General features: G+C 64.3%; 24 protein-coding genes. 10 read left to right on the forward strand and 14 right to left on the reverse strand.

What is annotated here, in order from left to right; all coding sequences use genetic code 11:
- Positions 1–31: 31 nt before the first annotated feature.
- Positions 32–628, reverse strand: coding sequence for a LysE/ArgO family amino acid transporter (locus CXR00_RS16020; protein ID WP_181032598.1), 597 nt, complete (start codon positions 626–628; stop codon positions 32–34).
- Positions 629–697: 69 nt separating this feature from the next.
- On the opposite strand from CXR00_RS16020, the gene CXR00_RS16025 reads away from it, so the two are divergent.
- Entirely contained in the window at positions 698–1,567 is an 870-nt protein-coding gene (locus CXR00_RS16025) for a LysR family transcriptional regulator ArgP (RefSeq protein WP_104055708.1), read from the forward strand.
- A gap of 12 nt (positions 1,568–1,579) precedes the next feature.
- Here the strand turns inward: CXR00_RS16025 and CXR00_RS16030 are convergent, their stop codons facing one another.
- Positions 1,580–2,473, reverse strand: coding sequence for a hypothetical protein (locus tag CXR00_RS16030; RefSeq protein WP_258060549.1), 894 nt, complete (start codon positions 2,471–2,473; stop codon positions 1,580–1,582).
- A gap of 186 nt (positions 2,474–2,659) precedes the next feature.
- Here CXR00_RS16030 and CXR00_RS16035 point away from each other — a divergent pair, with 186 nt between their 5' ends.
- Genes CXR00_RS16035 through CXR00_RS16045 form a run of 3 tightly spaced genes read left to right on the forward strand, consistent with a single transcriptional unit; the run spans position 2,660 to position 4,027 of the window.
- Entirely contained in the window at positions 2,660–2,959 is a 300-nt protein-coding gene (locus CXR00_RS16035) for a type II toxin-antitoxin system VapB family antitoxin (RefSeq protein WP_104055710.1), read from the forward strand.
- Positions 2,952–3,635, forward strand: coding sequence for a LytR C-terminal domain-containing protein (locus tag CXR00_RS16040; RefSeq protein ID WP_104055712.1), 684 nt, complete (start codon positions 2,952–2,954; stop codon positions 3,633–3,635). The genes CXR00_RS16035 and CXR00_RS16040 overlap by 8 nt, the downstream gene beginning before the upstream one ends.
- A gap of 2 nt (positions 3,636–3,637) precedes the next feature.
- Complete coding sequence (locus CXR00_RS16045) at positions 3,638–4,027, forward strand: hypothetical protein (protein WP_104055715.1); 390 nt, start codon at positions 3,638–3,640, stop codon at positions 4,025–4,027.
- Between the two features lie 4 nt (positions 4,028–4,031).
- Here CXR00_RS16045 and CXR00_RS16050 read toward each other — a convergent pair whose 3' ends face one another.
- The 4 genes from CXR00_RS16050 to aceA all read right to left on the reverse strand — a co-directional run bounded on the left by CXR00_RS16050 (position 4,032) and on the right by aceA (position 9,427).
- Positions 4,032–5,393, reverse strand: a complete 1,362-nt coding sequence (locus tag CXR00_RS16050) for an amino acid permease (RefSeq protein WP_104055944.1) — start codon at positions 5,391–5,393, stop codon at positions 4,032–4,034.
- A gap of 169 nt (positions 5,394–5,562) precedes the next feature.
- On the reverse strand, positions 5,563–6,276 hold the full coding sequence (locus CXR00_RS16055; protein WP_104055718.1) for a DsbA family protein: 714 nt from the start codon (positions 6,274–6,276) through the stop codon (positions 5,563–5,565).
- A gap of 122 nt (positions 6,277–6,398) precedes the next feature.
- The gene (aceB, locus tag CXR00_RS16060; RefSeq protein ID WP_104055719.1) at positions 6,399–8,030 is read right to left on the reverse strand and encodes a malate synthase A; all 1,632 of its coding nucleotides are present in this window, start codon (positions 8,028–8,030) and stop codon (positions 6,399–6,401) included.
- A 98-nt stretch (positions 8,031–8,128) separates the two neighbouring features.
- A complete protein-coding gene (gene aceA / locus CXR00_RS16065; protein WP_181032408.1) occupies positions 8,129–9,427 on the reverse strand; it encodes an isocitrate lyase in 1,299 nt (432 codons plus the stop codon).
- A gap of 145 nt (positions 9,428–9,572) precedes the next feature.
- Here aceA and CXR00_RS16070 point away from each other — a divergent pair, with 145 nt between their 5' ends.
- Positions 9,573–11,072 carry a helix-turn-helix transcriptional regulator gene (locus CXR00_RS16070; RefSeq protein WP_181032599.1) on the forward strand — a complete coding sequence of 500 codons (1,500 nt, stop codon included), beginning with the start codon at positions 9,573–9,575 and terminating at the stop codon, positions 11,070–11,072.
- Positions 11,073–11,092: 20 nt separating this feature from the next.
- On the opposite strand, the gene map is transcribed toward CXR00_RS16070, so the two are convergent.
- Complete coding sequence (map, locus tag CXR00_RS16075; RefSeq protein WP_104055724.1) at positions 11,093–11,869, reverse strand: type I methionyl aminopeptidase; 777 nt, start codon at positions 11,867–11,869, stop codon at positions 11,093–11,095.
- A gap of 70 nt (positions 11,870–11,939) precedes the next feature.
- Here map and CXR00_RS16080 point away from each other — a divergent pair, with 70 nt between their 5' ends.
- Entirely contained in the window at positions 11,940–12,827 is an 888-nt protein-coding gene (locus CXR00_RS16080) for an Fpg/Nei family DNA glycosylase (protein WP_104055726.1), read from the forward strand.
- A gap of 72 nt (positions 12,828–12,899) precedes the next feature.
- Here the strand turns inward: CXR00_RS16080 and CXR00_RS16085 are convergent, their stop codons facing one another.
- The gene (locus CXR00_RS16085) at positions 12,900–16,790 is read right to left on the reverse strand and encodes a S8 family serine peptidase (protein WP_104055728.1); all 3,891 of its coding nucleotides are present in this window, start codon (positions 16,788–16,790) and stop codon (positions 12,900–12,902) included.
- Positions 16,791–17,085: 295 nt separating this feature from the next.
- Between CXR00_RS16085 and CXR00_RS16090 the strand changes: the two genes are divergently transcribed.
- Together CXR00_RS16090 and CXR00_RS16095 are read left to right on the forward strand one after the other, a co-directional pair.
- A complete protein-coding gene (locus CXR00_RS16090; protein WP_104055731.1) occupies positions 17,086–18,063 on the forward strand; it encodes a glycosyltransferase family 2 protein in 978 nt (325 codons plus the stop codon).
- The gene (locus CXR00_RS16095; protein ID WP_104055734.1) at positions 18,060–19,511 is read left to right on the forward strand and encodes a polysaccharide pyruvyl transferase family protein; all 1,452 of its coding nucleotides are present in this window, start codon (positions 18,060–18,062) and stop codon (positions 19,509–19,511) included. The genes CXR00_RS16090 and CXR00_RS16095 overlap by 4 nt, the downstream gene beginning before the upstream one ends.
- A gap of 82 nt (positions 19,512–19,593) precedes the next feature.
- On the opposite strand, the gene thiD is transcribed toward CXR00_RS16095, so the two are convergent.
- The 3 genes from thiD to CXR00_RS16110 all read right to left on the reverse strand — a co-directional run bounded on the left by thiD (position 19,594) and on the right by CXR00_RS16110 (position 21,683).
- Positions 19,594–20,439: a bifunctional hydroxymethylpyrimidine kinase/phosphomethylpyrimidine kinase gene (gene thiD, locus CXR00_RS16100; RefSeq protein WP_104055736.1), complete on the reverse strand. Its 846-nt coding sequence runs from the start codon at positions 20,437–20,439 to the stop codon at positions 19,594–19,596.
- 97 nt (positions 20,440–20,536) lie between these two features.
- Entirely contained in the window at positions 20,537–21,013 is a 477-nt protein-coding gene (locus CXR00_RS16105; RefSeq protein WP_104055739.1) for a hypothetical protein, read from the reverse strand.
- The gene (locus CXR00_RS16110; protein WP_104055741.1) at positions 21,006–21,683 is read right to left on the reverse strand and encodes a TetR/AcrR family transcriptional regulator; all 678 of its coding nucleotides are present in this window, start codon (positions 21,681–21,683) and stop codon (positions 21,006–21,008) included. The genes CXR00_RS16105 and CXR00_RS16110 overlap by 8 nt, the downstream gene beginning before the upstream one ends.
- Positions 21,684–21,932: 249 nt before the next feature.
- Here CXR00_RS16110 and CXR00_RS16115 point away from each other — a divergent pair, with 249 nt between their 5' ends.
- On the forward strand, positions 21,933–22,673 hold the full coding sequence (locus CXR00_RS16115; protein ID WP_104055743.1) for a queuosine precursor transporter: 741 nt from the start codon (positions 21,933–21,935) through the stop codon (positions 22,671–22,673).
- An 8-nt stretch (positions 22,674–22,681) separates the two neighbouring features.
- On the opposite strand, the gene tgt is transcribed toward CXR00_RS16115, so the two are convergent.
- Positions 22,682–23,956 (reverse strand): tRNA guanosine(34) transglycosylase Tgt, encoded by a 1,275-nt coding sequence (gene tgt, locus CXR00_RS16120; RefSeq protein WP_181032406.1) that lies wholly within the window; start codon positions 23,954–23,956, stop codon positions 22,682–22,684.
- Positions 23,957–24,143: 187 nt separating this feature from the next.
- Here tgt and CXR00_RS16125 point away from each other — a divergent pair, with 187 nt between their 5' ends.
- Positions 24,144–25,193 carry an FUSC family protein gene (locus CXR00_RS16125; RefSeq protein ID WP_258060550.1) on the forward strand — a complete coding sequence of 350 codons (1,050 nt, stop codon included), beginning with the start codon at positions 24,144–24,146 and terminating at the stop codon, positions 25,191–25,193.
- A gap of 52 nt (positions 25,194–25,245) precedes the next feature.
- Here CXR00_RS16125 and CXR00_RS16130 read toward each other — a convergent pair whose 3' ends face one another.
- On the reverse strand, positions 25,246–26,118 hold the full coding sequence (locus tag CXR00_RS16130) for a DUF6707 family protein (protein WP_104055749.1): 873 nt from the start codon (positions 26,116–26,118) through the stop codon (positions 25,246–25,248).
- A gap of 61 nt (positions 26,119–26,179) precedes the next feature.
- On the reverse strand, positions 26,180–26,719 hold the full coding sequence (locus tag CXR00_RS16135) for an NUDIX hydrolase family protein (protein ID WP_104055750.1): 540 nt from the start codon (positions 26,717–26,719) through the stop codon (positions 26,180–26,182).
- Positions 26,720–26,807: the final 88 nt, after the last annotated feature.

Below are 26,807 nucleotides of genomic sequence, written 5' to 3' on the forward strand. Positions count from 1 at the left end.
GGCGGGGATTTCCCAAAATCCAGAATGAGCATCAGCCCAGAGCTAGCCGGACGGCCAGACCCAGCATCACGATGCCGATGAGCAGGTCCAGGATCTGCCAGGTCCGGGGCCGGTTCAGCACGCGGGACAGCGAGCGGGCGCCGTAACCCAGCGCAGCGAACCAGAGGCAACTGCCGACGGCGGCACCGGCCGCGAAAACCCAGCGGGCGTCCGGACCGTGCTGGTTCGCCAGGCTGCCCAGCAGCACCACGGTGTCCAGGTAAACATGCGGATTCAGGAAGGTCAGCGCAAGGGTGGTCAGGATGACGGTTCCTTTGGCCCGCGGCGCCTGGGCGGTCAGGGCTGCGGGGCGCAGGGCAGAGACCAGCGAGCGGATGCCCCACCAGGCCAAGTAGGCGGCCCCGCCCCAACGGAGGATTTCAAGGGCGGCCGGAAAGCGGGCCACCAGCGCGCCGATCCCCGCGGTGCCGCCGAATATCAGCAGCACGTCACTGATGATGCACAGCATCACCACCACCGAGATGTGCTCGCGGCGCAGACCCTGCCGCAGCACAAAAGCGTTCTGGGCTCCGATGGCCATGATGAGTCCCAGACCGGTGACCATGCCGGTTGCCGCGATGCTTAACATATGTTCACCGTAGCCAGCGGCACGGATTCAATCCAACGAATGATTTTCAGGATGCATTAGCTTTGCTTCATGAACTTTGAGCATCTGAGGGCACTGGCCGCCGTCGTGGACGAGGGCACTTTCGAAGCGGCGGCGGACCGGCTGCACATCAGCCCGTCAGCGGTAAGCCAGCGGATCAAGGCCCTGGAAAACGCGGAGGGCCAGATCATGATCCGCCGCGGCGTGCCGTGCAGTCCCACGGAACCCGGAGCAGTCCTGCTGCGGATGGCCCGGCAGATGCAGCTGCTGGAGGCCGAGGCCCGGGAGGCCCTGGGGTCCCAGGCACCGGGACTGGCCGCTACGCGGTTGGCCGTGAACGCTGATTCCCTGGCCACGTGGTTCCTGCCCGTGCTCGCGGAAGCCGCCAACTGGGCGGACACCACCCTTGACCTGCACGTTGAGGACCAGGATTACAGCAGCCGGCTGCTGCGGCAGGGTGACGTGATGGGGGCGGTGACGTCGGACCGGTCTCCGGCGAACGGCTGCCGGGCGGTCCGGCTGGGAGCAATGCGTTACGTCCCTGCCGCCGCTCCCGGGCTGCGGGACCGGTTTGCCGGGGCAGGCGGCCCGGACTGGGACGCCATGCCGGTGCTGCAGTTCAACGCCAAGGATGACCTGCAGCGCGGTTTCCTGGCCTCCCGGAGCACCTCCGGCAAACCTCCGATGCACACCGTCCCCTCGTCGGAGGCTTTCGTAGCCGCCATACGCGCCGGGCTGGGCTGGGGGATGGTGCCGGAACTGCAGGTGGATTCGGACTTTGACGACGGCACACTGGTACTGCTCGATGCCCGGGCCCACCACGACGTCGTTCTGTACTGGCAGTCCTGGGGGCTTCAGTCCAAGCGCCTTGACCGGCTCACAGCAGCGGTCCGCCGGGCAGCCCGTCAGCTGCGCGACTAGCTCACCTGAAAATTAGCTCACGCCGTCGTCGCCGGCTGCCCGGCCCGCAGCCATGGAAGCCCAGCGCGCAAAGTAGGCACCGCCGGCGTCTTCATGGATGCGGTCGCCCGCGGTGAGCACCGGATACGGTTTGGCCGGAACGCCGTCGGCCGGGCGGACGTCCACGTGCGCAACGTCGTAACCCAGCGCGTGCAGCTCATCCGCCATCGCGTAATCCGTGCGGGAATCCCCGACCGTGCGCCACATGTGGGGAATCTCTGTGCCTGCTGACTCCAGCAGTGAGAGAGCGCGGCGGGCACCGAGGTCCTTGCCGACACCCAGCGCTTCTATATCGGTGGATATGATCGTGGGATCGATGCGGTAGTCAATGGAATCGTCGCTGTCGGGAGCGTGGTGTTCCAGCCGGCACACTCCGAGGTCGAACTTCTCCATCAAGGCCAGGGCATCGGCGTCGAACTGCTGCTGCTCGGCCAGGTAATCGGCGTTGGCCACGTCCACGTGCTGCTCCACGGACACCATGGCCCGTTTCGTTTCGTCGTAGAACATGTGCCCGCTGTACTTAGCTGCCACCAGCTGCCGGACCGCGTCGGCGTAGTTGCCGGGAAGGGCCAGGGCGGAATCAACCTGCGGCTCACCGGGGCCGGAACCGGTGAAGGAGAACCAGACCGCACCCTTTTCACAGACGGCATGCACAGTGGTGTCAGCCGGAAGGCCGGCGGCGATCATCGGTGCCATCAGCTGTTCGCGGATGAAGGCATCGGACCGGCCGGTATTGAAGATGACAGGCCATCCGGCGGTTGCAAGCTCCACGAGATCCGCAATAATCCCGGCGGGCACGGATCGGGTCACAGGGCTGGCCACCGGGCCGTCGACATCGAGCAGGAGTCCAAATCGGGAGAAAGTCACTGTGCCAGTATTCCACCGGGCCAGGTCCCGGAAAAATGCCCGCTGCCATGCGGAGGGCTGCATTTGTGCTGGTGGGAGGCAGGATCCGGCCCGTCAGGGTCCGCGGTGACCGTTTTGTAACCGAATGCGAACGCCCCGCCGGGGTGCGCTGTTTCAAAGGATGCAGATCTTCTTTAGTCTGTATTAGTGATCTTCAAAGCTGTTGGCGACGGACGCCCTTACCCCGACCATGGATATGTAACACCCAAGGACTGGGCAGCGGTGCCTCCCCGGCAGGTCCGGCTCGATGAGCTGGTCACCACCAAGAGCACTCTTGACCTGGGTGCCCTGTTGGCAGAGGATTCCACCTTCTTCGGAGATTTATTTCCGCACGTTGTGCAATGGAGGGACACCATGTATTTGGAAGACGGACTTCACCGGGCGGTGCGAACCGCCCTGCACCAGCGGACCATCCTGCATGCACGCGTCCTGGTGATCGATGACTGACAAGCCCTCCGGTGTGCAGCACCGGAACAGGGCAGCCAAGAGCGATCCCACCGAATGGCACGGTCACCGGATTGTCACGGAGGATGATCTCGGGGCCGTGTTTGACGCGGAGGCGAATGAAGCGGCAAGGGTGCGGCTGGCGCGCCGCCGGCAGCAGCGGCACCGGATTGTCATTGGCCTGCTTCTGGCGGTGCTGCTGGCCGCAGCACTTTTCGCCCTAGCTGTCCTGCGGGGCTGGATTGTCCTCCCGGAATCCGAAACAAAACCGGTTGCCTCCACGGAATGTCCCGCGGGACCGTTTACCTATCAGGATTCGGACACCATCACAGTGAATGTCTACAACACGACGGCGACCGCCGGGCTGGCCACCCAGGTCTCCGAAGCGCTCGCCCAGCGGGGCTTTCAAAAGGGAATCGTGGGCAACGGCTCGGTCAACCGCGAGGGCATGACCGCTATCATCATCTCCGGTCCGGACGGTGAAGAGGCTGCGTTTACGCTGCAGCAGCAGATCCCCGGAACACAGTATGTCCAGGATGACCGGGCCGACACCACGGTGGACGTGGTTCTGGGGTCAGGGTATGCGGCGCTGGTGCCCACGGATAAAGTTTCGGCCTCAGCCGCCGGACCGATGAGCTGCCCGTGGATGTCCGAGACGCCGGCACCGCCGGCAGGCTAGCGATGAGGCGCACCACGGAAGAGCGCGCACTGATCGGACTGGAATTTGCAACGTCCGCGGCGGCTCTTGGCGGCGGGCTTCTCCTGGCCGTGCGGCCGGACGGCGCTTTCCTGCATGCCGACCCGTCAGCGCTGCGGCGGACTCCGTTTACCGACTGGAGGCTCCCCGGCCTGCTTCTGGCAGCCGGCTGCGGAGGCGGCTACCTGATCGCCGGGCTGCTCACCCTGCGGCGCCACCGGGCCGCACATCTGGTGTCCGCCGCCGCCGGAGCCACGCTGATCGGGCTGGAAGCGTGGGAAATTACCTTTATAGAATTCCAGCCGCTGGAGGCGGTGTTCGCGGGGGTGGGAGCCGCCGTCGTCGTGCTGGCGCTCCGCACCCGGCCCGTCTAGTTTCTTAGGCCGAGGAATCCGCCCGGGAGTCGACCGTTTCATCCGCCAGATCGGCCCGCACCCGTCCGTCGCCTCGGACCCACAGACGGTAGGCCACGAAGAGCAGCGCTATCCAGGCGGCGCCCACGATAAGGGCCACCCGGGTGCCCGGCATGACACCGAGCAGCACCACAATGAACACCATGAAGGCCAGCGCAGCATAGGAAGCAACGGGCCAGAACGGTACACCGAACTCCGAGGCGGGCAGGTTGCGGCGGGCGATGTCGCGCTTCATCGAAATGTGCGACAGCAGGATCATCAGCCAGACCCACACAGTGGCGAAGGTGGCAATCGAGGCGATGATCGTGAACAGCGATTCGGGCAGCAGGGCGTTAAGCACGACGCCGGCCAGCAGCACTCCCGCCATAGTGGCCACGGTCATCCAGGGCACACCGTTTTTCGAGACTCTGGCGAACGACGCCGGTGCCTGGCCCTGCCTCGCAAGCCCGTACATCATGCGGCCGGCACCGAAAATATCGGCGTTGATGGCGGACAGTGCGGCGGTGATGACCACTGCGTTGAGGATGTGCGCCGCGGCGGTAATGCCGAGCGAATCAAAGATCTGCACAAACGGACTGGTGGAGCCGTCAATATCCTGCCACGGGAAAATCATCATCAGCACGGCCAGGGTGCAGACGTAGAACAGCAGGATCCGGAACGGCACGGTGTTCACCGCAGCGGGGATGGCTTTCTTCGGATCCTCCGCCTCGCCGGCGGTGATGCCGATGGTCTCAATGCCGCCGAAGGCAAACATCACGATGGAGAAGGACGCCAGCAGGCCCCAGAAGCCGTTCGCGAAGAAACCGCCGGAACCCAGGAGAGTGCCCATGCCCGGGTTGGCGCCGTCGTCGAGTCCGAAACCGAACACGATGATCGCAATACCGCCCACAATCATGGCGATGATGGCACTGACCTTCAGGATGGAGAGCCAGAACTCGGTTTCACCAAAGACCTTGACCCGCATCAGGTTCAGCGCCGCGATGAGCAGCACCACCGCCAAAATCCAGATCCAGCGCGGCACGTCCGGGAACCAGAAGCCCATGTAGATGCCGAAGGCGGTGACGTCGGCAATGGCCACCACCGCCATTTCGAAGGCGAAGGTCCAGCCGGTGATGAAGCCGGCAAACGGGCCCAGGTAGCGGCTGGCATAGTCGCCGAACGAGCCGGAGACCGGATGCCGCACCGCCATCTCGCCGAGCGCCCGCATGACCAGGAACACAGCCGCGCCGCCGATCATGTAGGCCAGCAGGACTGCCGGCCCCGCGGACTGGATGGCGGACGCCGAACCGTAGAACAGTCCGGTGCCGATGGCCGAACCCAGCGCCATGAAGCGGATGTGCCGGACATTCAGGCCGCGGGCCAGCGCCTGGGTAAAGGAGGACTTCAAAGAGAACGCACCTTGGAGATTGGGGGATAGGCCGAATAGTCGGCCTATCCATATTACGCCCGTGCGTGTGGATCGTGATTTTCAGTCCTTGAACCTGCCGGCTAAGTCCCTAGCAGCCGTCCGGGCCGCAGGCTGGGCCGTCGGCGGAGGCCGAGGCCGGCGTGAGGTTCACCAGGGGGTGGGATTCCTGCCAGGCCTGTTCCAGGGCGGAGGTGAAGAGTTCGACGGGTTGGGCGCCGGAAATCCCATACTTTTCATCGAGGACGAAGAACGGCACGCCGCTGACTCCGAGGGACCGGGCCTGCGCAATGTCGGCGTTTACGGCGTCGGTGTATTCGTCGGTGGCCAGCATGGAGCGTACCCGGTCCGGGTCAACGCCCGCTGCGGCACCGATCCCGATCAGCACCTCCGTTGACCCGATGTCCTGCCCCTTCTCGAAGTGGGCCGAAAGCAGCGCCTCCTTGACGGCGTCGGCCGCTTCGGAGCCGCCCTCTGCACGGGCCAGATGGATCAGACGGTGGGCCGGAAAACTGTTGGCCACCACCAGGGAATCGAAATCGTAGGACAAGCCCTCACCGGCGGCCTGGGCGGTCACCTGCTCCAGCATGCCGGCCAGCTGCTGGGGATCGATGCCCTTGCGTTCGCTGAGGTACTGGACCTCGGTGCCGTCATAGTGAGCCGGCAGGGAGGGATCGAGCTGGTAGCTGCGCCAGGTCACCTCCACCTCATTCCGGTGCGGGAAAGCTGCCAGGGCAGCCTCGAAGCGGCGCTTGCCGATGTAGCACCACGGGCAGGCAATGTCGGACCAAATATCAATCTTCATAACCCCTGCAACGCAGAAAGGACCGGGACCCATTCCCGCAGCGTCATGGAACGCTTTACGGAAAAACGGTCCCGGTCCTTCGCCGGTGCGGATATTGAAGGCGTATCCGCACCGGCGGAGGGTTAGGCCGGTTCCAGTTCCTTTGCCTCGTGCAGGAACCGGGCGTAGGCCGGCACCGTCAGGAAGGTGGGGAACTGCTCGCCGCAGGCAACCTCTTCAAAGAGTTCCCTGGCATCCTCGAAACGGTCGCCGTCGAAACGCTGCAGGTTCCCGAACTCCTCGTCCAGCAGTTCCTCCACCCAACGGTGCGTAATGATCTCGCCCTCGTCCGTGACGGCCGAGGCATGGATCCACTGCCAGATCTGCGAACGGGAGATTTCCGCCGTGGCGGCGTCCTCCATCAGGTTGTTGATGGCGGCCGCACCGTTGCCCCGCAGCCAGGACTCGATGTAGCGGATGCCCACCTCGATGTTGCTGCGGATACCGGCTTCGGTGATGACACCGGGTGTGGAAGCGACGTCCAGCAGCGCCTTGTCATTGGGGACCACGTCTTCGCGGGTGCGTTCCAACTGGTTCGGACGCTCGCCGAGGACGCCGTCGAACACCTCCATGGCCACCGGAACCAGGTCCGGGTGCGCCACCCAGGAACCATCAAAACCGTCGTTCGCCTCGCGGGTCTTGTCGGCGCGCACCTTTTCCATGGCGACGTCGTTGGCTGCCGCGTCCTTGCGGTTGGGGATGAAGGCAGCCATGCCGCCGATGGCATGGGCTCCGCGGCGGTGGCAGGCACGCACCAGCTGCTCGGTGTAGGCGCGCATGAACGGAGCGGTCATGGTCACCATGTTGCGGTCCGGCAGCACGAACCGGGGTCCGCGGGTGCGGAAGTTCTTGATCACCGAGAAGATGTAGTCCCAGCGGCCGGCGTTCAGGCCGGCGGCGTGGTCCCGCAGTTCGTAGAGGATTTCCTCCATCTCGAACGCTGCGGTGATGGTTTCGATCAGCACGGTGGCACGGATGGTGCCCTGCGGGATGCCCATGAGGTCCTGTGCCAGGACAAAGATGTCATTCCAGAGCCGGGCTTCGAGGTGGTTCTCGATCTTTGGCAGGTAGAAGTAGGGGCCGCGGCCCTGCGAGATCAGCCGCTGGGCGTTGTGGAAGAAGTACAGGCCGAAGTCCACGATGCCGCCGGCGATCGGAGTGTTGTCCACCAGCATGTGCTTCTCGGGCAGGTGCCAGCCGCGGGGGCGGACCACGATGGTGGGCAGGTCTGTCAGGGACGTGCCCTGCACCTTGTAGTCCTTGCCCTCCGGGGAGGTGAAGTCGATCCGGCGGTCCAGGGCGTCCCGCAGGTTCAGCTGGCCGTTGATGACGTTGGACCACGACGGCGTGGAGGAGTCCTCCATGTCCGCCAGCCACACCTTGGCGCCGGAGTTCAGGGCGTTGATGGTCATCTTGCGGTCCACCGGACCGGTGATTTCCACGCGCCGGTCCTCCAGCCCGGGGGCCGTGGGGGCCACCCGCCAGGAATCGTCTTCGCGGATGGACCGGGTCTCAGCCAGGAAGGAAGGATCGGCCCCGTTGGAGATCTGCGTCCGGCGGGCCTGGCGCTGCTGGAGCAGGTCCTGCCGGCGGGAGGCCGTGGCCCGGTGCAGTGCCTTGACGAAATCAAGCGCCTGCGGGGTGAGGATTTCCTCCTGCCGCCGCACAGCGGGAGCGGTGAGGGAAATACCGTTCAGGGTGATTGGGTCATTCATGGCGTTCTCCTTGGGATGATTCAAAGCTGTGGGATAGACGCAGCGGGGGTGGGGAAAATTCCGCCACCCCCGCCGTATCCGGCTTCTGAGAGCCGGGGTTAGTGGAACTGGGCGGACTCTGTGGAGCCGGCCAGGGCCAGGGTGCTTCCGGTCGGGTTCAGCGCGGTGGCGATGGCATCGAAGTATCCGGTGCCGACCTCGCGCTGATGCTTGGTGGCGGTGTAGCCGCGGGATTCGGAAGCGAATTCCTTCTCCTGCAGTTCCACGTAGGCGCTCATGCCGTTGCGGGCGTAGCCGTGGGCCAGGTCGAACATGGAGTAGTTCAGGGCGTGGAAGCCGGCCAGGGTAATGAACTGGAACTTGAAGCCCATGGCGCCGAGCTCGCGCTGGAACCGGGCGATCGTGTCATCGTCCAGGTGCTTCTTCCAGTTGAAGGACGGCGAGCAGTTGTAAGCCAGCATCTGGTCGGGGAACTCGGAGCGGACGGACTCCGCGAACTTGCGGGCCAGCTCCAGGTCCGGGGTGCCGGTCTCCATCCAGATCAGGTCCGAATACGGGGCGTAGGCCTTGGCTCGGGCGATGCAGGGCTCGATCCCGTTGCGGACCTTGTAGAAACCTTCGGGGGTGCGCTCGCCGGTGATGAACTCCTGATCGCGCTCGTCCACATCGGAGGTGATGAGCGTGGCTGCCTCGGCGTCGGTGCGGGCAATGACGACGGTGGGCGTGCCGGCAACATCCGCCGCCAGGCGGGCGGCGTTCAGGGTGCGGACATGCTGGCCGGTGGGGATCAGGACCTTTCCGCCGAGGTGGCCGCACTTCTTCTCCGAGGCGAGCTGGTCTTCCCAGTGAACGCCTGCCGCACCGGCCTGGATCATGGACTTCATCAGCTCGTAAGCGTTCAGCGGTCCGCCGAAGCCGGCTTCGGCGTCGGCCACGATCGGGACCATGTAGTCCTCCACGCTCTGGATACCTTCAGCGAACTCAATCTGGTCGGCACGGAGCAAAGCGTTGTTGATGCGGCGGACAACGGTGGGAACCGAGTTGGCCGGGTACAGGGACTGGTCCGGGTAGGTGTGGCCGGAGTTGTTCGCGTCGGCTGCGACCTGCCAGCCGGAGAGGTAGATGGCCTTGAGGCCGGCCTTGACCTGCTGCACGGCCTGGTTGCCGGTAAGGGCACCCAGGGCGTTGGTGTAGCCCTCGTCGCCGGCGTTGCGGAGCTGGTCCCAGAGCTTCTCAGAACCGCGGCGTGCCAGCGTGTGCTCTTCCTGGACGCGGCCGCGGAGCTTCACGACGTCGTCGGCGGTGTAGTCGCGCTCGATGCCGGCCCAGCGGGGATCCGAAGCCCATTCGGAAGTAAGCTGCTCGGCGGTGGGTGCGGTGTTCTGTTCCTGGGTCATGACCAACGTCTCCTTGAAGTGTTGCTGCATCTCCGGCCGTTTCAACCGGTGATTTCCTCTGTGCAACCAACTCTGCGGCAATAACAACCCCCTTTCTAGGGCTTTTCTCTGGCAAGAAATGCAGTTCTTCGCATAATGTGAATTTGTGACCGACACAACATGGAACCGGCCCGCTCCGGCAGCCCGCAAATCCGCTCCGGGGTCCGAAGCGGAGCGCACTTTGGACGTGATCAGCCTGGGCCGGCGCGTCCGGCACCTGCGCAAAGCCAAGGGGATGACGCTCGATGACCTGGGCGCCGCCGTCGGAACCGCGGCCTCCCAGCTGTCGCTGATTGAGAACGGCAAACGCGAACCGAAGCTGGGCATGATGCAGGCGCTGGCCGCCGCACTGGACGTCAGCATCGATTCGCTGCTGGGTGCCGAGCCGCCCAGCCGGCGTGCTGCCCTTGAGATTGAGTTGGAGCGCGCCCAGCGCGGGCCCCTCTACGCGTCCTTGGGACTGCCGAAGGTGAGGATCGGCTCCCGGCTGCCCATCGATGTCCTCGAATCCCTGGTGGGACTGCAGGCGGAGCTCGAGCGCCGGCTCAATGAACAGGTGGCCACGCCCGAGGAAGCGCGCCGGGCCAACGGCGAGCTGCGGGCCATGATGCGCGAGCGGAACAACTACTTCCCCGAATACGAGGCCGAGGCGCAGAAGGTGCTGGATTCGGTGGGACACACGTCCGGTCCGCTGTCCCAGCATGTGATCGCCGATATCGCTGCGCACCTGGGCTTCAGCCTGCATCATGTGAATGACCTGCCGCACTCCACCCGGTCCGTCACGGATCTGAAGAACCGGCGGATCTATCTCACGCAGTCGCAGCGTTCGGACCACGATCCGCGCTCGGTGCTGCTGCAGGCGCTGGGCCACTTTGTGCTCCAGCACCAAACCCCCAGCAGTTACGGCGAGTTCCTGGGCCAGCGGGTGGCCACAAACTACTTTGCCGCGGCACTGCTGCTGCCCCAGAAGGCCACCGTGGAGTTCCTGCAGCGGGCCAAGGCCGCCAAGGAGATTGCCGTCGAGGACATCCGCGATGCCTTCGCCGTGTCCTACGAGACCGCGGCGCACCGGTTCACGAACCTCGCCACGGAACACCTGGGCATCCCCACCCACTTCCAGAAGGTGCACGAGAGCGGCATTGTCTACAAGGCCTATGAGAACGACGGCGTGACGTTCCCTGCCGATCACACCGGCGCCATTGAGGGGCAGCCAATCTGCCGGTACTGGACCTCCCGGGAGGTATTCTCCGTACCGGACCAGTTCAGTGCGTTCAACCAGTACACCGATACACCGGCAGGCACCTACTGGTGCACGGCACGCATTGAACGGGGATCGGCCGGCAAGTTCTCACTCAGCATTGGCGTGCCGTACCAGCACGTGAAGTGGTTCCGGGGCCGGGACACCACCGAGCGGTCCAAGTCCCGCTGTCCCGATCCGGACTGTTGCCGCACGCCGCCGGGGGAATTGGCGTCGCAGTGGTCGGGGTTTGCCTGGCCCAGCGCCCGGGCCCACTCACACCTTCTGGCGGCGCTGCCGCCGGGCGCATTTCCCGGTGTGGATGAGACAGAGGTGTATTCATTCCTGCAGGCCCACGCCGGGGACTGACCGCAGCGCAGCGCCCGCAGTTACGACGACGAAGGCAGCGTGAGGACCTCGGCGCCCTCGTCTGTTATGACGATGGTGTGTTCGCTGTGCGCGCTGCGGGCGCCGGTGGCACTTCGAAGCGTCCAGCCGTCGGCATCGAAGGTGAGCTGGGCTGTGTCAGCCATGATCCACGGTTCCAGTGCCAGCATCAGTCCCGGCCGGAGCGTGTAACCGCGTCCCGGCCTGCCCGTGTTGGGGACATGCGGGTCCTGGTGCATGGTCGACCCGATGCCGTGGCCGCCGAACTCGGTATTCACCTGATACCCGGCATCAGTGAGCACCGTTCCGATCGCGGATGAGATGTCACCGATGCGTGCCCCCGGTCCGGCGGCGGCAATTCCGGCAGCCAGCGCGCGCTCGGTGGCGGTGATCAGCTCAACGCTCTGTGCCGGTCTGGTGTCTCCCACGATGAAGCTGATGGCGGAGTCGGCGGCAATTCCGGCCTTGGCTACGGCCAGGTCCAGGCTCAGGAGATCCCCGTCCTGCAACTCGTAATCGTGGGGCAGGCCGTGCAGCACTGCATCGTTGACGCCCGTGCAGATGTAATGCCCAAACGGTCCGCGGCCAAAGGACGGGGCATAATCCACGTAGCAGGATTCTGCACCGGCGTCCTGGATCATCCGGGCTGTCCACTGGTCGATCTCCAGCAGGTTGGTGCCCACGGCGGCTCGCTCTTTCAGGGTCTGCAGGATGTCTGCGACCAGTCTGCCGGTGACCCGCGCCTTTGCTACTTCGGCCGGGTTCAGGATCTCGATCATGTGGCGCCTTTCTTGGGCGGTGGAAATGTGGATCTGTTCTGCAGTCTGGCAGACCGTCTAGGGTGTATGCATGCCTGAGATGCCGGAAGTGCAGGGACTGGCCGATTTTTTGCGGACCAAGCTGCTGCCCGAGGACGCGCCGCCGGCCCGGGTGGCCGATGTTGAAGTGCTTTCCTTCGCTGTGCTAAAAACTGCCGGCGTCCCGCTCGACGCACTGCAGGCGGGACCTGTGACGGCTGTGGAGCGCCGGGGCAAGTACCTCATCATTACCGCCGGGGGAGCGCACCTGGTGATGCACCTTGCCAAGGCCGGCTGGCTGCGGTGGTCGGACGCGCTCAAGCCTGGAAAACTGCGTCCCGGCAAGGGGCGGATGGCGCTGCGGGTCCGGTTCGCATCCCGGGAGGCGGGCGGTGATGAGCCGGGGTTCGACCTCACCGAAGCCGGAACCAAGAAGTCCCTGGCCGTGTATCTGGTGCGGGACCCGGCGGAGGTGCCAGGCATTGCGCGGCTGGGACCGGAGGCGTTCGACGTCGGCTTCGAGACGTTCGCGGCGCTGGTGGCCGGGCACCGGGGCCAGATCAAGGGGCTGCTGCGGGACCAGTCAGTGATCGCGGGAATCGGCAACGCATACAGCGATGAAATCCTGCACGCGGCGCACCTCTCACCTTTCGCCAACGCATCCAAGCTCCATCCGGAGGAAGTGGAACGGCTCTACCAGGCCATGCGTGCGGTACTGGAGTCCGCGAATGAGAACGCCGCGGGTCGTCCGGCGGCTGAACTCAAGGATTCCAAACGCCGGGCCCTGCGGGTGCACGCCCGAACAGGGGAGCTGTGTCCGGTGTGCGGGGATACGGTTCGTGAAGTTTCCTTCGCCGATTCCTCACTGCAGTACTGTCCCACCTGCCAGACCGGCGGCAAGCTGCTGGCGGACCGCCGGATGTCCAGGCTGCTGAAATAACACCAGCGCAGGACAGCAAAACAGCGGGCCCGGGAGAATCTCCCGGGCCCGCTGTTTTGTAACCGCTGGTGCTTACTTGCAGCTACCGCCGTTGTCGGTGGTGTAACCGTCCAGGCGGTTGATGAACGCCGCCATGGCTTCACGCGAGACATCCTCAAGCGGACGGAACGTGCTGTCCGGCCAGCCTGTGGAAACGCCCGAATCCTTCATCCACGAGATTTCCTTGTGGAAGAGGTTGTTCGTGGCAACGTCGGTGAAGGAAGCCGCACCCGGGGACTTGTAGCCCGAGGCGTCCTCAACGGAGCACTGCTCGCCGGCGAACCGGTTCATGAACGCAGCCATCGCGTCACGCTTGACCGGAGCCAGCGGGCGGAAGGATCCGTCCGGGTAACCGGTGGAGATGCCGGTCTCGGCGAGCCAGGAGATTTCCTTGTAGAACTGGTTATCCGTGGCTACGTCCGTGAACGGGCTGGTCGCCGGCGCGTTGTACGACGGGGATCCGGCCAGGCGGTAAAGGAACGCCGCCATGGCGTCACGGTTGATCGAGCCGAGCGGGCGGAAGGTACCGTCCGCATAACCCGTGGTCAGGCCCTGATCGGCCATCCAGTTGATTTCAGTCTCGAACTTGGTTCCGGCGACGTCGGAGAAGCGCAGGGCGCCCACCTCAATCGGAGTGACCTGGTCCTTGACCCCTTCGGCGTTGTGGTGCTGCAGGAACAGGGCCTTGGCGTCCGTGGTGCCCGCCTGGCGGTTGACACCCAGAACGGTCTTGTCCTGTGCAACGAAGGTGCTGACATTTTCGCTGCCCTCCGTGCCGTTGAACCACACAGCGGGCTGTGCGACGTCGAAGGCGATCCAGTCGGTGGAATCGACCGGAACCATCTGTCCGCTCTCATCCACGTTCATGACGTTGGAGGTCATGACGCGGTAGTTGATCGGTGCCGAGGTGCTCAGGTCCAGGCCCAGTGCAGCGGCCGGGATCGGAAGCGTCACCACGTTGGTGTCGAAGATGTTGGTATCAACATCACCGAACTGGCCGTTGGCCAGTCCCAGGAAGTCCAGCGGAGCAGCGATTTCATCGTTTTCCACGGACAGGATCTGGAACACGGTCTGGTCCAGGCCGGTGGCCCGGGCGGTCAGGGCAACGAAGTTGGCCTTGCCGTCCGAGTCGGTGTCCAGTTCGACCTGGATCTGGCTGTTGCTGTTCAGCGTGGCCCAGTTCTGCCACGTGCTCAGGCCGATGGTCAGGTCCGCTGCATTTACATCCGCGCCCGCTGCTGCGAGTGCGGGTGCATTGGAGGACGCTCCCACAGTCCGCAGGTCCAGTGAGGACAGGGACTCCAGTGCCAGGTTGGTCCGGCGCGGGCTTTCTGCACCGAGGACCAGCGGGGTGACCAGTGAGACGTAGCCTTCACTCTTCTCGCCCTGGGCAAGGCCACGGCCGTTGAACGTGGCTGCAGTGGAGAGGGCGTCCGCGCTCGGGAACGTGATCTTGCCACCGGTCTTGAGGTCCGAAACAGGCTTCGGAGCCGAGTACACCGGAACCCGCAGGACCGAGTCGTCGCTGGTCAGCTGCAGGCGGCCGGAGGCTTCAGCCAGGTACTGGCGGGGAACGCCAAGCTGATCCTTCTCAGCGGCCGGGTCAATGGTCTTGGCCAGTGCTGCCGGATCGTCAACACGCAGGGTGACGGCAATTTCGGTCTTGCCGTTGGCGGGGACCGTTACCGGACCGCCGTCAACAGTGATCGATACTCCCGGAACCTTGGTGGCTTCGAGGTACTCGGCCGTGTAGGTCTTCGGGGAATCGCCCTTGTTCTCGATGGTCACCGAACGTGAGAGTTCAACCGGGGAGGCACCGACTTCCAGGACACCAAAGTTGACTGACGTCAGGCCCTGCTGGTCGGTGGCGTAGGCGAAGACCTTGGTGTTCAGGGCATCGAGCGCATCCACGCGGCCCGAACCAACGCGGTTCGGCGCGTAGGCCACTCCGTCGCCGGTCAGGAGGTCATGGGTGGCCGTATTCATGATGATCGACTTGACCTCATACGGGTTGTAATCCGTGGCGCCCACAACCAGCGCGGCAAGGCCGGCAACGTTCGGGGCGGCCATGGAGGTGCCGCTCTTGATGGAAGCTCCGCTGCCGGTGCCTACCTGTGCGGACTTGATCTGCGTTCCGGGTGCAGCGACGTCGGGCTTGATGACGCCGTTGGTACCGTGGACGCCCCGCGAGGAGCTGTCGTTCAGGGTATCGAGTGCACCGGACTCGCCGGTCACGCTGCCCACGAGGGTCGGATCCAGCCGGACCTCAAGGGTTCCGGCCTCGGCGGCGGGACGCAGTTCCTCGGAGGTCTTGGCCGTGAACTGCATGCCCGGGATGGCGGCGTTTCCGGCAATGCCGGCGCTGAAGCCATTGAGGGTGGAGTCGATGACGACGCCGGCGTAACCGGCTGCTGCTGCGTTGTTCCAGCGGACGCCGGAACCGCATTCGCGGGTGGCCGCATTCTCATCCCAGGAAAGCCAGACCCACTTGCCGGCATCAGCGCCGGCGTCGAGCGGTGCGCAGCCGTCGGAGTTGTCACCCTCAGGGCCCATGACGACGGTTCCCGTCAGAGCCTCGGTCGAAGCATTGGCGTAGTTGAAGCTGGCGGTGTATTGGCCGGCTGCGACGGCTTCTGCCGGGGCAACAACCTGACCGGCGTCCAGAGTGGTCTGGGAGCCGACGCTGTTGGCCACGGTCAGTGCGGTTTCGGCGCTGCCGGGGGAGCCGCCAATGTCGTAGATATCTCCGGAGTTACCGGAGGAGACCACGGACAGGATGCCCTGGGCGGTGAGGGCGTTGACGATGTCGTTTTCGGGATCGTCATAGGCAGGGAAGCTGGAGCCGAGGGACATGTTGACGACCTGTGCGCGGTCGCTGAAGTCGCCGTCGTTATTGGGGTCAAGGACATAGTCCAGGGCCTGGCCGACAACTTCGGAGGAGCCTTCGCAGCCAAAGACGCGGATGCCGACAATCTTGGCTTCGGGTGCCGTGCCCGGGCCGATTCCCATCTTGTTGACGTCCTCGGCGGTGAGCGCTGAGTAGTCGCCCCTGAAGGTGGTGCCGTCGGCGTTGGTGCCGTAGCCCGCGGCGGTGCCCGCCACGTGCGAGCCGTGGCTCTGGCAGTCCAGAGGATTCGCGTCAGGCTTCGGAATGGGGCTGTACAGTGCTGGATCCGAGGGATCCGCGTTGTATTCGTCGCCCACCAGGTCCCAGCCGCCGGCGAACTTCTCCGGGTCATAGAGGCCCGAGTCCGCGGCCGGCACAGTGTCGGAGGCCTGCGCCTGGGCGAAAGCCTCAAGGGTGCCGGGGCCGCCGAAATCGGAGTGGGTGTAATCCAGTCCGGTATCCAGCACGGCGATGGTGACACCCTCGCCGGTCTGGTCCCGCTGAACCCAGGAGTCCAGAGCGCGGACGTCGATATCCCCGCCCTTGTTGTCGAAGGTCTTGGGGACGATACCGGTGATCTTGGCGACGTCCCCGCGGGCTGCCAGGGCACGGATGGCTTCGGCGTCTCCGTTGATGGCTACGCCCGGAAGGGTATTGGTGGTGGTGTAGATGATGCTCGATGAAGCCTGCGCTGCAACTTCCTCAGCCTGCGCTTCAATGGCAGCCCGGATCTGCTGGACTTCCGGGGCCTTATTGAGCGGTGCAGCGAATCCGTCCCGGACTTCCTGCGGCTGGGTCTGTTCAAAGGCGCCCTTGCCCGTGAACTGGACGAAGACGGACACTGGGCCCTGCTTCGTCTTCAAATCTGTAGAGACTTTCAAATCCGGCGTTACCCGGGGAAGTCCCTGGGCTGTCGGATCCCCCGGTGTGTTCCCCTCAACGGCCGCAGCCGGGGTCCACATGCTGGAGACCAAGGCCAGGCCGGCAATTGTTGCCAGCGCAGCCTTTCCTGATCTCCGATGGTTTGGATTGTTCATTTTTCTCCTTGTTAGAGAGTTCGCCGGAGCTTGGGGCCGCAATCTGGTGATTCCGGAACCCACCGACCGTGACCGGGCAATGAGGAAGTGACTAAATGGCTGAGCTGGTTATGGTGGAGCTGAATTAGGTCCATGATTCTTTCGGTCAGGATCCAAATCATGGCGCTACTGGTACTTTTGTTTGTCTCTAATCGGATGTCAACAGTAAGTAGCATTCCTTTTTTTCATTACGGCGCAGCCCGTTGGAGGATCGGTATATCGTGGTAGCTGAACCCGACCGAACCGTGGGAGTGAAGTGCCAGCGCAGGATCCAGTAGCCGTCATCGTCCGGACCAAAAACCGGCCGCACTTCCTCCAGCGGGCTCTCCAGGACATTTTTGACCAGACCTACCGTCAGTTCCGCGTGGTGATCGTCAATGACGGCGGCAGCGCCGAGCCGGTGGACAACGTGATCGCCGGGTTGCCGGAGGCGGCCAGGGAACGCGTTGACATCCTGCACAACAAGCAGAGCCTGGGGATGGAAGCTGCATCCAACTCCGGTGTTCAGAGCTGTGATTCCGAGTACATCGTCATCCATGATGACGATGACCTTTGGCACCCGGAATTCCTGCAACGGACAGTTTCCTATTTGGAAAACTCTTTGGATGCAGGGGTTGTTGTGAGAACCCAAATAAGGTATGAGGAAATTGTCGACGGACAAATCCTCAAGACCGGTTCGGCGCCTTTTTGGGAAAACATGCAGCAGATATCACTGGGCGACATGCTGCAGATTAATCGCGCGGTGCCCATCTCGTTCCTTTACCGCCGCTCCCTGCATGAAGAACTTGGCTATTACAACGAATCCCTCCCTGTCTGCGGTGACTGGGAATTCAACCTCCGGGTGCTGTCGCGCCATCGTATTGGATTCCTCGACGGGGAGCCGCTGGCGTTCTGGTGCCAGCGGCCCTCAACAGGAGGTGACGACGCCAACAGCCTGTTCGCCAAGGCGCGGGACCACGAGCGGTTCGACCGCAGCATCCGGGATGAGTATCTGCGCAGGGACCTCAGCAGCGGCAGGGACCTGGGAGTCCTTCTCCAGATCAGCGCCATGATGGCCGAGCAGGAACAGATGCTGCTGGAGAACCGGCAACGGATGGTCCAAATGCAGGAACAGCTAACCGAGGCCACGCAGCGGCTGGAACACATCATGATGCAACGGACCAGCATCCTCGCGCGGGCGGGCACGGCGGCAGCAAAGCTCAAGGGTGCACTTAAGGGAGTGCGACGGCGATGACCCTGCGGATTGCCGTCCTCGCCGATCTCGGCCAGGACACTTACCATGCCGGTGACGAGGCCATGGGGCACGCGGCCGCGGATGAACTCCGGAGCCGCGGACTGCAGGTCCTGATGCTGTCCCGTAATCCTCAGCAGACGGAACAGCTGTTTGGCTTGGACGCAGCACCTGCGCTTGCTTTCCCCTGGCCGCCTGCCGAGCGGGAAGACTACCTGCGCCGAATCCGGGCACACCTGGCCGGCTCTGCCGAATTGCCGGCCGGCGACCCGGCGCTGGGGCTGATCAGTGAGCTGGGGAAGTGTGACGGTCTGGTCATTGCCGGCGGGGGAAATCTAAATTCACGTTACGGCTGGCTGCTGTATGAACGTGCCGCTGTGGTCGCCATCGCGAGGTCGCTGAACATGCCCGTTGTGGTCTCCGGGCAGACGCTGGGGCCGCAGCTCAGCGCCGCGGACACCGTAGTCCTGGCCGATCTGCTCCGCGCCGCGGAGTTGACCTCCGTGCGGGAGCAATCTTCAGCTGAACTCGCGCGCCGCATTGGTGTTCCCGCCGTGCGGGGGGTGGACGACGCGTCATTCCTGTCCGGAGGGCGCACCTTTGATCCGCCGGAACCCCGGTACGTAGCGGTCACAATTTCTCCGCTTTCCGGTTCCCTGGAAAATCTATATGCCTTGCTGGGCGCGGAGTTGGACGCTCTGCACCGTCAAACCGGGCTGCCTGTGCTGTTCCTTCCCCATGTAGGGATCGGAGACGAGGACGGTTGGGACAAGTCCGCCCATGCCCGCATTGCCGAGTCCATGTCCTCTCCCTTCCGCCTCATGCCGGTTCTCACCGCACGGGAAACTGCTGCACTGACTGCCGGCGCTTCGCTGATTGTGACGTCCCGTTACCACCCGGCGGTATTCGGGCTTTCCCGCTCAGTGCCCGTTGTCGGCCTTGCCGTGGATGATTACAGTGCGGTTCGGCTGAAGGGCGTCTTGGCCAACTGGGGTCTTGATGATTTTGTCCTTCCGCTTCCGGGGCTGCAGGAGGGGCTGCTGGCTCCGGCCCTGACAGAGGTCTGGGAGCGGAAGGAGGAAGTATCAGCTCATCTGGGCACAGTCCTGCCCGCCCGGAACCGTTGGTCCAAGCAGTGGTGGGACGGTGTGACGGCAGTCTTCTCGGACCGGGCAGTATCCGGCCCGCCGCAGGATCTTCCGCCGGTGCCCGTCTTTCGCGCTGCCGGGCAGTGGGCGGCATCAGCCAGGGCCCTTGGCGAGAAGTTCTACGCGCAGTCTGCGATGGCTGCCCAGTCCGAGGCCGAGGAGGATCGGCTGGGGTCCTACCTCGCACAAGCGCACGGGGAGCTGGCCTCCCTGCGGGCTGAACACCGGCGGCTGGTGAACTCCCGAACGGTCAAGACGGCTCTTTCCCTGCACCGGGTGTACGCGAAGCTTCGCCGGCGTTAACCGGCGGCGTTAACTGATGCCGCAGAAGGTACCGGCTGCCATTGGCCACCGGTACCTTCTGCGGACCAAAGTTGCAGGGTTATTACAGCGCCGGGCCATTCCCCGCGTTACCCTGCCACAGGGCGTCAAACGGGGTGTGGGAGGAAACCCGGTTCCGGATCCCCTCGGTCACAAAAGCCTTTGCGGTCTTCGCCGCTTCCAGCGGGGTGGCTCCCTTGGCGAGCTCGGCAGTAATGGCTGCCGCCAGGGTGCAGCCGGCGCCGCTGACAGCCACTTCGCCGACCTTGGGCGCCCGGAGCACTTCCATCGTCTGGCCGTCGTAAAACACATCCACGGCGTCGTCGCCCTCCAGGCGTACTCCGCCCTTGGCGAGTACCACGGCTCCGGACGCTTCGTGGATGCGGCGGGCTGCCTCCTGCAGGTCTTCGACGCTTTCGATGGAGTCCATGCCGGACAAGGACATCGATTCAAAGTGGTTGGGGGTAACGAAGGTTGCCAGCGGCAGGATCTGCGCCTTGAGTGCCCGGTCCGTGTCCAGGGCGGCTCCCGGCTCCTGACCCTTGCAGATCAGCACCGGGTCAAGGACGATGTTGGTCCATTCCTGGCTCTGGAGGGCCTTGGCGACGGTGTCGATCGTGGCGGGCGTTCCCAGCATGCCGAGCTTAACAGTGGTCAGGTCATAGGCGGTCTGGATGGCCTCGAGCTGGTCACTGATGACCTGGGGTTCCACCGGGACAAAGCGGTGACTCCAGTTATCTTTCGGATCAAAGGAAACGATGCAGGTCAGGGCGGCTATCCCGTACGTTCCGAGTTCCTGGAACGTTTTTAGGTCGGCCTGGGCGCCGGCGCCGCCGGTGGCCTCGGAGCCGGCAATAGTCAGGGTGACGGCCGGGGAGGCTGTTTCGGCAGAGTGTGTGTTAGCAGACATGAGTCCATCTTCCACCCAAAGCGATCTTCGGTGCCACCGCGGCTTAATGCCGGACAGGCGGGGTGTTTGAGGCGGGAACAAGGCCCGGAACCGGAAGCTAGGCGCGGGCGAAAGGCCAGATGGCCGCCCGGCCGGCGGCCATGGCCAATCCGATGGCAACACCCATGAGCAGCGGCACCAGGACGGCATGAACGCTCAGCCCGATGATGACCCAGCCGAGCAACAGCGGCACGATAAAGAAGGCCAGCACGTGCAGGCCCTGGTGCTGGACGCCGCGCAGGAACCATCCCAGAAGCAGGGCGAGGGGAAGCGCGGTGAACAATCCGAGACCGGCTGCGTAGAAGGCGGCCACAATAACGGTCCAAACGTAGCCCCAGAAGTCCCGGGACGTCCCCCACCCCACCACAATTGTGGCGATTGCGGCCAGGACAATGCAGGCAACTCCGTATCCCAGTGCGACGGCCAGCGGGCCGGGTGGAACATATTGGTGCTGCGGCGCTACGGCGGCGGGAGCAGCCTGGGCGGGTATCAACGCGGGCGGAAGCACGACGTCGTCGCCGCCTTTGTCAGTCATCGCGTCGGGCTCCCTGGAAGAGGTGAACTACATCCTCCACAATATTGCGAACCACGGGCAGGCGGGAGAGGATGACCAGCTTCGCGGCCAGCGGAGCGACGTTCTCCACCAACCGGCGCGAGCGGCGCTGCCCCGGCGAGCGGTCATAAATCCAAAAAAGTGTCACCCCCATGTGCACCAGCCACAGGAGCTCGGGCAGGTCGTCGCGGATGGCAAGCGGCGGCTGCGGGCGTGACACGGTGACGGCCTGGCGGAACATGGCGATCGATTTGGCCCGGCCAACTCCCGTATCCGCACCGGCGCGGCTGCCCTGCGGGGAGGCCGACGACGGCGGCATGGCAGTGCGCAGGAAATGGGCGCCAAAATCGTGAAACGGGCCCATGACGTCCAAGTTGGCCAACAGAATCAGGCGCAGGTGCTCACCCAGGTTGTGTCCGTCGCGAAGAAGGGGCAGGGCGGCGCTGCGGTGTTCATCCTGCAGATGCCGGTACAACTCGGCAACGAGTTCATCTTTGGAGCGGAAGTAATAGTAAGCATTGCCCACTGACACCCCTGCCGTTTCGGCGATGCAGCGCATGGTGGTGTCGGCGTAGCCCCGGGTGCGGAACAGGGTGAGGGCGGAATCAACCAACAGCCGTCGGGTCTTTTCACTCTTGACCGTCGCCGTCATCAGCGCTCCTTAGTTCAGTTGTTGGCGCTGGTTCGGTTAGAGGCGCAGATCCGCTTATGTGCGCCCGGTTTCCGGCACGCCTGCAAGAATACAGCACTTTTTTGAACGTGTTCAAAAAAGACGATGGCGGTGCGGCCGGGCAGAACGTGGCAGAATTGACGGCGGCCCCCTGCGGGCCGCCCGGTGCAGCGGGCACAGTGCTAATACAGCCGGCGGAAGCCAGGCGAACCACTAGGAAACGGAAGACCCATGCACACCTCCACCGGCATCGATCCGGCGCCTGCTCCGGCATTTGCCGTCCGCGGCAGCTCTCACTACGACATCATCCTGACGCTCATGTGCGTGGTGATCGTCATTTCCAATATCGGCGCCACCAAGGGCGTGGTGCTGGGGCCGTTCTTCGGCGACTTCAGCATCGTGACCGACGGAGGGTTTTTCCTCTTCCCGCTGGCCTACATCCTCGGCGACGTCATTAGCGAGGTCTACGGCTTCAAGGCGGCGCGGCGGGCCATCTTCACGGGCTTTGCGGTTGCGGCACTGGCTGCGGCCAGTTTTGCCGTGATCATCGCACTGCCGGGATTCGACGACGACTACGGGCAGGCCAAACAGGCGGCGCTGGAGCTGGCACTGGGTCCGGTGTGGCAAATCGTGCTGGCCAGCCTGCTCGGCTTCCTGGCCGGACAAACCCTGAATTCCTGGGTCCTGGTCCGGATGAAGGAAAGGTTCCGGGAACGGGCGCTGATCGGACGGCTCATGGCCTCCACCGGCGTGGGAGAGTTCGCCGACACCCTGATCTTCTGCGCCATTGCCGCGCCGGTCATCGGCATCACCGACGCCGGCGGCTTCATCAATTACGTGATCTTCGGTTTCGTCTACAAGACGCTCATTGAGTTCCTGTTTGTTCCGGTTACCGCCGTGGTCATCAAGGCCATCAAGAAGCGCGAACCGAGTTACGGCGCTGCAGTGCCTGCCGGTACGCCGGAAGGCTGAGCTGCCGGCTAGACCTTGGCGCTGTAATAGTTCCCGAGCGTTTCGGCCTTGAAGTCGAAGAACGATCCGTTTTCAATGGCCAGCCGTGCGTCGTCCACAAGCTTCACCGTGAAGCGTTCATTGTGGATCGACACCAGGGTGGAGGCAACCATTTCCTTGGCCCGGAACAGGTGGTGGATGTACGCCTTCGTATAGTGCGCGCAGGCATAGCAGTCGCAGCCCTCCACCAGGGGAGTGAAGTCCTTTTTGAAGCGGGCGTTGGAGAGGTTCAGCCGCCCGTGCGGCGTGTAAAACGCCGACGTGCGGGCCACGCGGGTAGGGGAGACGCAGTCGAAGGTGTCGGCACCGTTTTCAATGGCGGTGAAGATGTCGTCCGGTTCGGAAATCCCCAACAGGTGGCGAGGCTTGTCTTCGGGCAGTTCCTCGGTGCACCAGCGCACGATCGTTCCGAGGTTTTCCTTCTCGAGGGCTCCGCCGATGCCGAACCCGTCAAAGTCCATGGCGCCCAGATCTCGGGAAGCCTTCCGGCGCAGGTCCTCATACTGGGCACCCTGCAGCACGCCGAACAGGGCCTGGTAGGGCTTTCCGACGCGCTCCTCGGTGAGCCGCTGATGCTCGGCGATGCAGCGCAGAGCCCATAGCCGGGTGCGTTCCAATGACATTTCCTGATACTCGCGGGAGTTCATCAGCGTGGTCAGCTCATCGAACGCGAACATGATGTCGGCGCCGATCTGGTGTTGGACCTGCATGGAGACTTCAGGCGTGAACCGGTGTTTGTCTCCGTTGAGATGGGACTTGAACCACACGCCGTCGTCATCGATGTGGGCCAGGCGTTCCTTGCCCGGAGCGACGGCGTCGTCCGCGCCGGTTGCGTGCGTGGTGCCGTCCGCATTCATGTTGATGACCTTCTTGAAGCCGGCGCCCAGGCTCATGACCTGGAAGCCGCCGGAATCGGTGAAGGTGGGGCCGGACCAGTTCATGAACTTGCCCAGCCCGCCCGCGGCGTCAAGCACGTCCGGACCGGGCTGGAGGTACAGGTGGTAGGCGTTGGCCAGGAGGGCCTGGGCGCCCAGATCCGCCATGGACTCGGGAAGGACCGCCTTGACGGTGGCCTTGGTGCCTACGGCAATAAAGGCCGGAGTGGCAATTTCGCCGTGCGGCGTGGTGATGGTGCCGGTGCGGCCCTGGAACTCACCGCCGTTGGCCTGCGTCTGCTCAGCTGAGGGGGCAGTGGTTTCACGCAGGCGCTTACCGAGGGCGAAGGAAAATGTTGAGGAGGACACCCCTCCATTTTGCCTTACCCGCCGACGCCGGCAGTCCGCCGGAGCCCGGGACGTTCCGGCTGGGATGCGCGCCACATATTTCCGGGTGCGGCAACAGGCGGGCGTACGGTGGAAAGGCCGGCATCGGCCGCACCCCAGACACCTGCAAAACGTACCTGAAAGCTGCCTCTTGAACCTGCTGCGCGATATGTTCCGGATCGCACCCGCCAACAACGATCATCAGGTGGCGGTGCGCTGTGGTCTGGGGGTGGGGATTCCCCTGCTGCTGCTCTTGGCTTTCGGCCGGATTGACCTGGCCATCTTTGCCACCTTTGGTGCCTTTACCGGCATCTACGGCCGGAATGAGCCGCATCGGCAGCGGTTCGGCCACCAGCTGCGGGCCGGTGCGCTGATGCTCGCTGTCATCATCGCCGGAGCGCTGACCTCCCGGCTGGAGCCGGACGCGTGGGGAATCGTCCTGGGCACCACCGCGGTGGCGGGACTGGGGACACTTGGCACCGGGTTCTGGCGGCTTCGTCCCACCGGTTCTCTGTTCCACATTTTTGCCTACGCCGCCATCTCTTCGGTGCCGAACCAGCCGCCCGTGTGGCAGGCACTCTTGGTGGCTGTGGGAACTGTTAGCTTTTCCGTGCTGCTCGGCCTGTCCGGGCGGCTCCATTCTGCGCACCGCACCCCGTGGGTGAAGCCTGAAAGGCCCCGCTTTACTGCCGCCCAGCGCAGAACCGTATGGATCGACGCGGGCCTCTACGCAATCGCTGCCGCGGTTGCCGGGTCCATCGCCACGTTGATGGGCATCGGCCACAATTACTGGGCGATGGTTGCGGCGACCGTGCCGCTGGTGGGGGTGGGCGTGCGCCACCGGCTCTACCGGGGCCTGCACCGCATCCTGGGGACCTTTGCCGGGCTGGTGCTGACCGCACTGATTCTGCTGCCAGGGCTGGAACCGTGGCAAATGGTCGTCGTGATTGCGCTGCTGCAGTTTGGGGCGGAAATGCTTGTGGTCCGGCAATATGCACTGGCCCAGGTGGTCGTCACGCCGCTGGCACTGGTCAGCACCGAGCTGGCGCATCCGAGCAACTCGGCGTTGCTGATCAAGGACCGGGCAGTGGAGACGGTTATCGGAGCGGCAGTGGGAATGGTCATGGTCCTGATCATTCACTTGCACAGCCGGCGCACGCGTCGCCGTGCGCAGCCGGAAGCGGCTTCGGGGCAGCTGCCGGCCGCGAGCCGGCCCTAGGGGTCCGGCCGCTACAGACGGCCCCGGCCGCTACAGACCGGGCCCCGGCCCGCTACAGGTCGAGGTTCAGGCCGCGGACGGCAATCAGCTCGTTGCGGATGCGCCGGTCCAGCTCATGCTCCGAAAGTGTCTGGGATCCGCCGTGGGCGCGCAGGTACAGCAGGGCATCCAGCCTCAGGACACGCCAGTCGCGTTCGCCGTGTTCATCGCCGGCCTCCCCTGCGCGGTGGATTTCCCGGTCATACAGGTTGGGTTCATTCAGCTGGCGCTGCAGCAGTTCCGCGGCCAGCTTGGCCTTCAACGGATCGCTTTCCGCTGCGTCTCCGGCGCGGACAGCCTGCGCATAGGCGGCTGAAGCTTCCTCGTCGCCCGCTTCATGGGTGATATGCGCGGCCAGGGAGAGGGCCCCCTGGATCCAGTTCCACCGGCCAAAGTTGCCGTCAAAGGGCAGCCCCGTGATGATGTTGCAGACCTGCAGGGCGTTTTCGGCGTCGTCCAGGTCCACGTACAGGGTGTGTGCCAAATCCCGGACGTCCTGCAGGTTGCTTCCGGACTTTACATTCAGTCCACGGCCGAGCCGTGCAGCCACTTCCTGGACACGGTCCGCATCCGGGTGCGCAGCGGCGGCCGCGGCAACGACTGCGGCATAGTCCTCCTCCTCCACCGGTGCCACCCGGACCGCGTCCGCCGGGGAACCGGACGGTGCCGGTGCCTGGACACGCACGGAGGAGCCGTAGGCCAGGCGCAGCGTCATGCCGTCTTCGAGAACAAGGAGAACCAGGGCGGGCACGCCGAAGTCGTCATTCTCCACGGAGCTGTCCTTCACCGGAGCCAGTGAGGTGCTTTCATGCACCGGAATTTGCCCGGGTGCAAGCAGCTCGGCATTGACCCGGAATGTGTAAGACTCCGGCTGGCTCTCAGGCATAGCAGATTCCTTCTCTTCGCAGCAGTCGGCCCTCAGTATATAAAGATGCTGTAACGGGTACTCAGCGGCCCCAGCTGGCCGATGCCAGTGCCTGCCGCAGCAGGTCACCGCGTCCCCCCGCGAACTCTGCATAAATGTCGGGGCTTAGCGCTTCCTCGGGCGTCAGCCAGGACAGTTCCAGGGCGTCCTGCCGGGGGTCGCATTCACCGGTGACGGGGATCAGGTAGGCCAGTGCGACGGCGTGCTGGCGCTCATCGGTCAATCCCGACTGGGAGGGGGAGGGGAAATACTCGGCCACGGCAAACGGAACCAGAGCCGGCGGCAGCTGGGGCAGGGCCATCGGGCCAAGGTCCTTTTCCAGATGGCGCAGCAGTGCGGCGCGAATGGTTTCCCGGTACATCACGCGTCCGGAGACAAAGGTCCGGACCATCTTGCCCTCGGCAGTGGCCTGCAGCAGCAGGCCCACTTCCGTGACGTAACCCAGGGGATCGCAGCGAACCGGAACGGCTTCGACATAGACCATCGGAAGCCGTTGCCTCGCCTCGCTGAGCTCATCTTCTGAAAGCCAGCCGGGATAGGGGTCAGGGGTACGAACACTCATAGAAGTGTTTTACCGCAAACCGGGGAACGCGCTCAGCCGACGCGCGGCGCTTTGGCCCTCGGCTGAACTGCCGAAGGTACTTTTGCCG

Origin of the sequence: Arthrobacter sp. 9E16 (genome assembly GCF_002929435.1) — a bacterium.
Classification (GTDB): domain Bacteria; phylum Actinomycetota; class Actinomycetes; order Actinomycetales; family Micrococcaceae; genus Arthrobacter_B; species Arthrobacter_B sunyaminii.

What these genes read in the sequence shown, in the direction of transcription:
- CXR00_RS16080 (WP_104055726.1), top strand. Translation starts at nt 11,940, where the DNA reads ATGCCTGAGATGCCGGAAGTGCAGGGACTGGCCGATTTTTTGCGGACC.
- CXR00_RS16130 (WP_104055749.1), bottom strand. Translation starts at nt 26,118, where the DNA reads ATGCCTGAGAGCCAGCCGGAGTCTTACACATTCCGGGTCAATGCCGAG.
- CXR00_RS16135 (WP_104055750.1), bottom strand. Translation starts at nt 26,719, where the DNA reads ATGAGTGTTCGTACCCCTGACCCCTATCCCGGCTGGCTTTCAGAAGAT.
- CXR00_RS16125 (WP_258060550.1), top strand. Translation starts at nt 24,144, where the DNA reads ATGTTCCGGATCGCACCCGCCAACAACGATCATCAGGTGGCGGTGCGC.
- CXR00_RS16050 (WP_104055944.1), bottom strand. Translation starts at nt 5,393, where the DNA reads ATGGCGCTGGGTTCGGCCATCGGCACCGGACTGTTCTACGGTTCGGCG.
- thiD (WP_104055736.1), bottom strand. Translation starts at nt 20,439, where the DNA reads ATGTCTGCTAACACACACTCTGCCGAAACAGCCTCCCCGGCCGTCACC.
- CXR00_RS16095 (WP_104055734.1), top strand. Translation starts at nt 18,060, where the DNA reads ATGACCCTGCGGATTGCCGTCCTCGCCGATCTCGGCCAGGACACTTAC.
- CXR00_RS16045 (WP_104055715.1), top strand. Translation starts at nt 3,638, where the DNA reads ATGAGGCGCACCACGGAAGAGCGCGCACTGATCGGACTGGAATTTGCA.
- CXR00_RS16020 (WP_181032598.1), bottom strand. Translation starts at nt 628, where the DNA reads ATGTTAAGCATCGCGGCAACCGGCATGGTCACCGGTCTGGGACTCATC.
- CXR00_RS16040 (WP_104055712.1), top strand. Translation starts at nt 2,952, where the DNA reads ATGACTGACAAGCCCTCCGGTGTGCAGCACCGGAACAGGGCAGCCAAG.
- aceA (WP_181032408.1), bottom strand. Translation starts at nt 9,427, where the DNA reads ATGACCCAGGAACAGAACACCGCACCCACCGCCGAGCAGCTTACTTCC.
- CXR00_RS16085 (WP_104055728.1), bottom strand. Translation starts at nt 16,790, where the DNA reads ATGAACAATCCAAACCATCGGAGATCAGGAAAGGCTGCGCTGGCAACA.
- map (WP_104055724.1), bottom strand. Translation starts at nt 11,869, where the DNA reads ATGATCGAGATCCTGAACCCGGCCGAAGTAGCAAAGGCGCGGGTCACC.
- CXR00_RS16025 (WP_104055708.1), top strand. Translation starts at nt 698, where the DNA reads ATGAACTTTGAGCATCTGAGGGCACTGGCCGCCGTCGTGGACGAGGGC.
- CXR00_RS16115 (WP_104055743.1), top strand. Translation starts at nt 21,933, where the DNA reads ATGCACACCTCCACCGGCATCGATCCGGCGCCTGCTCCGGCATTTGCC.
- CXR00_RS16055 (WP_104055718.1), bottom strand. Translation starts at nt 6,276, where the DNA reads ATGAAGATTGATATTTGGTCCGACATTGCCTGCCCGTGGTGCTACATC.
- aceB (WP_104055719.1), bottom strand. Translation starts at nt 8,030, where the DNA reads ATGAATGACCCAATCACCCTGAACGGTATTTCCCTCACCGCTCCCGCT.
- CXR00_RS16110 (WP_104055741.1), bottom strand. Translation starts at nt 21,683, where the DNA reads ATGACGGCGACGGTCAAGAGTGAAAAGACCCGACGGCTGTTGGTTGAT.
- CXR00_RS16105 (WP_104055739.1), bottom strand. Translation starts at nt 21,013, where the DNA reads ATGACTGACAAAGGCGGCGACGACGTCGTGCTTCCGCCCGCGTTGATA.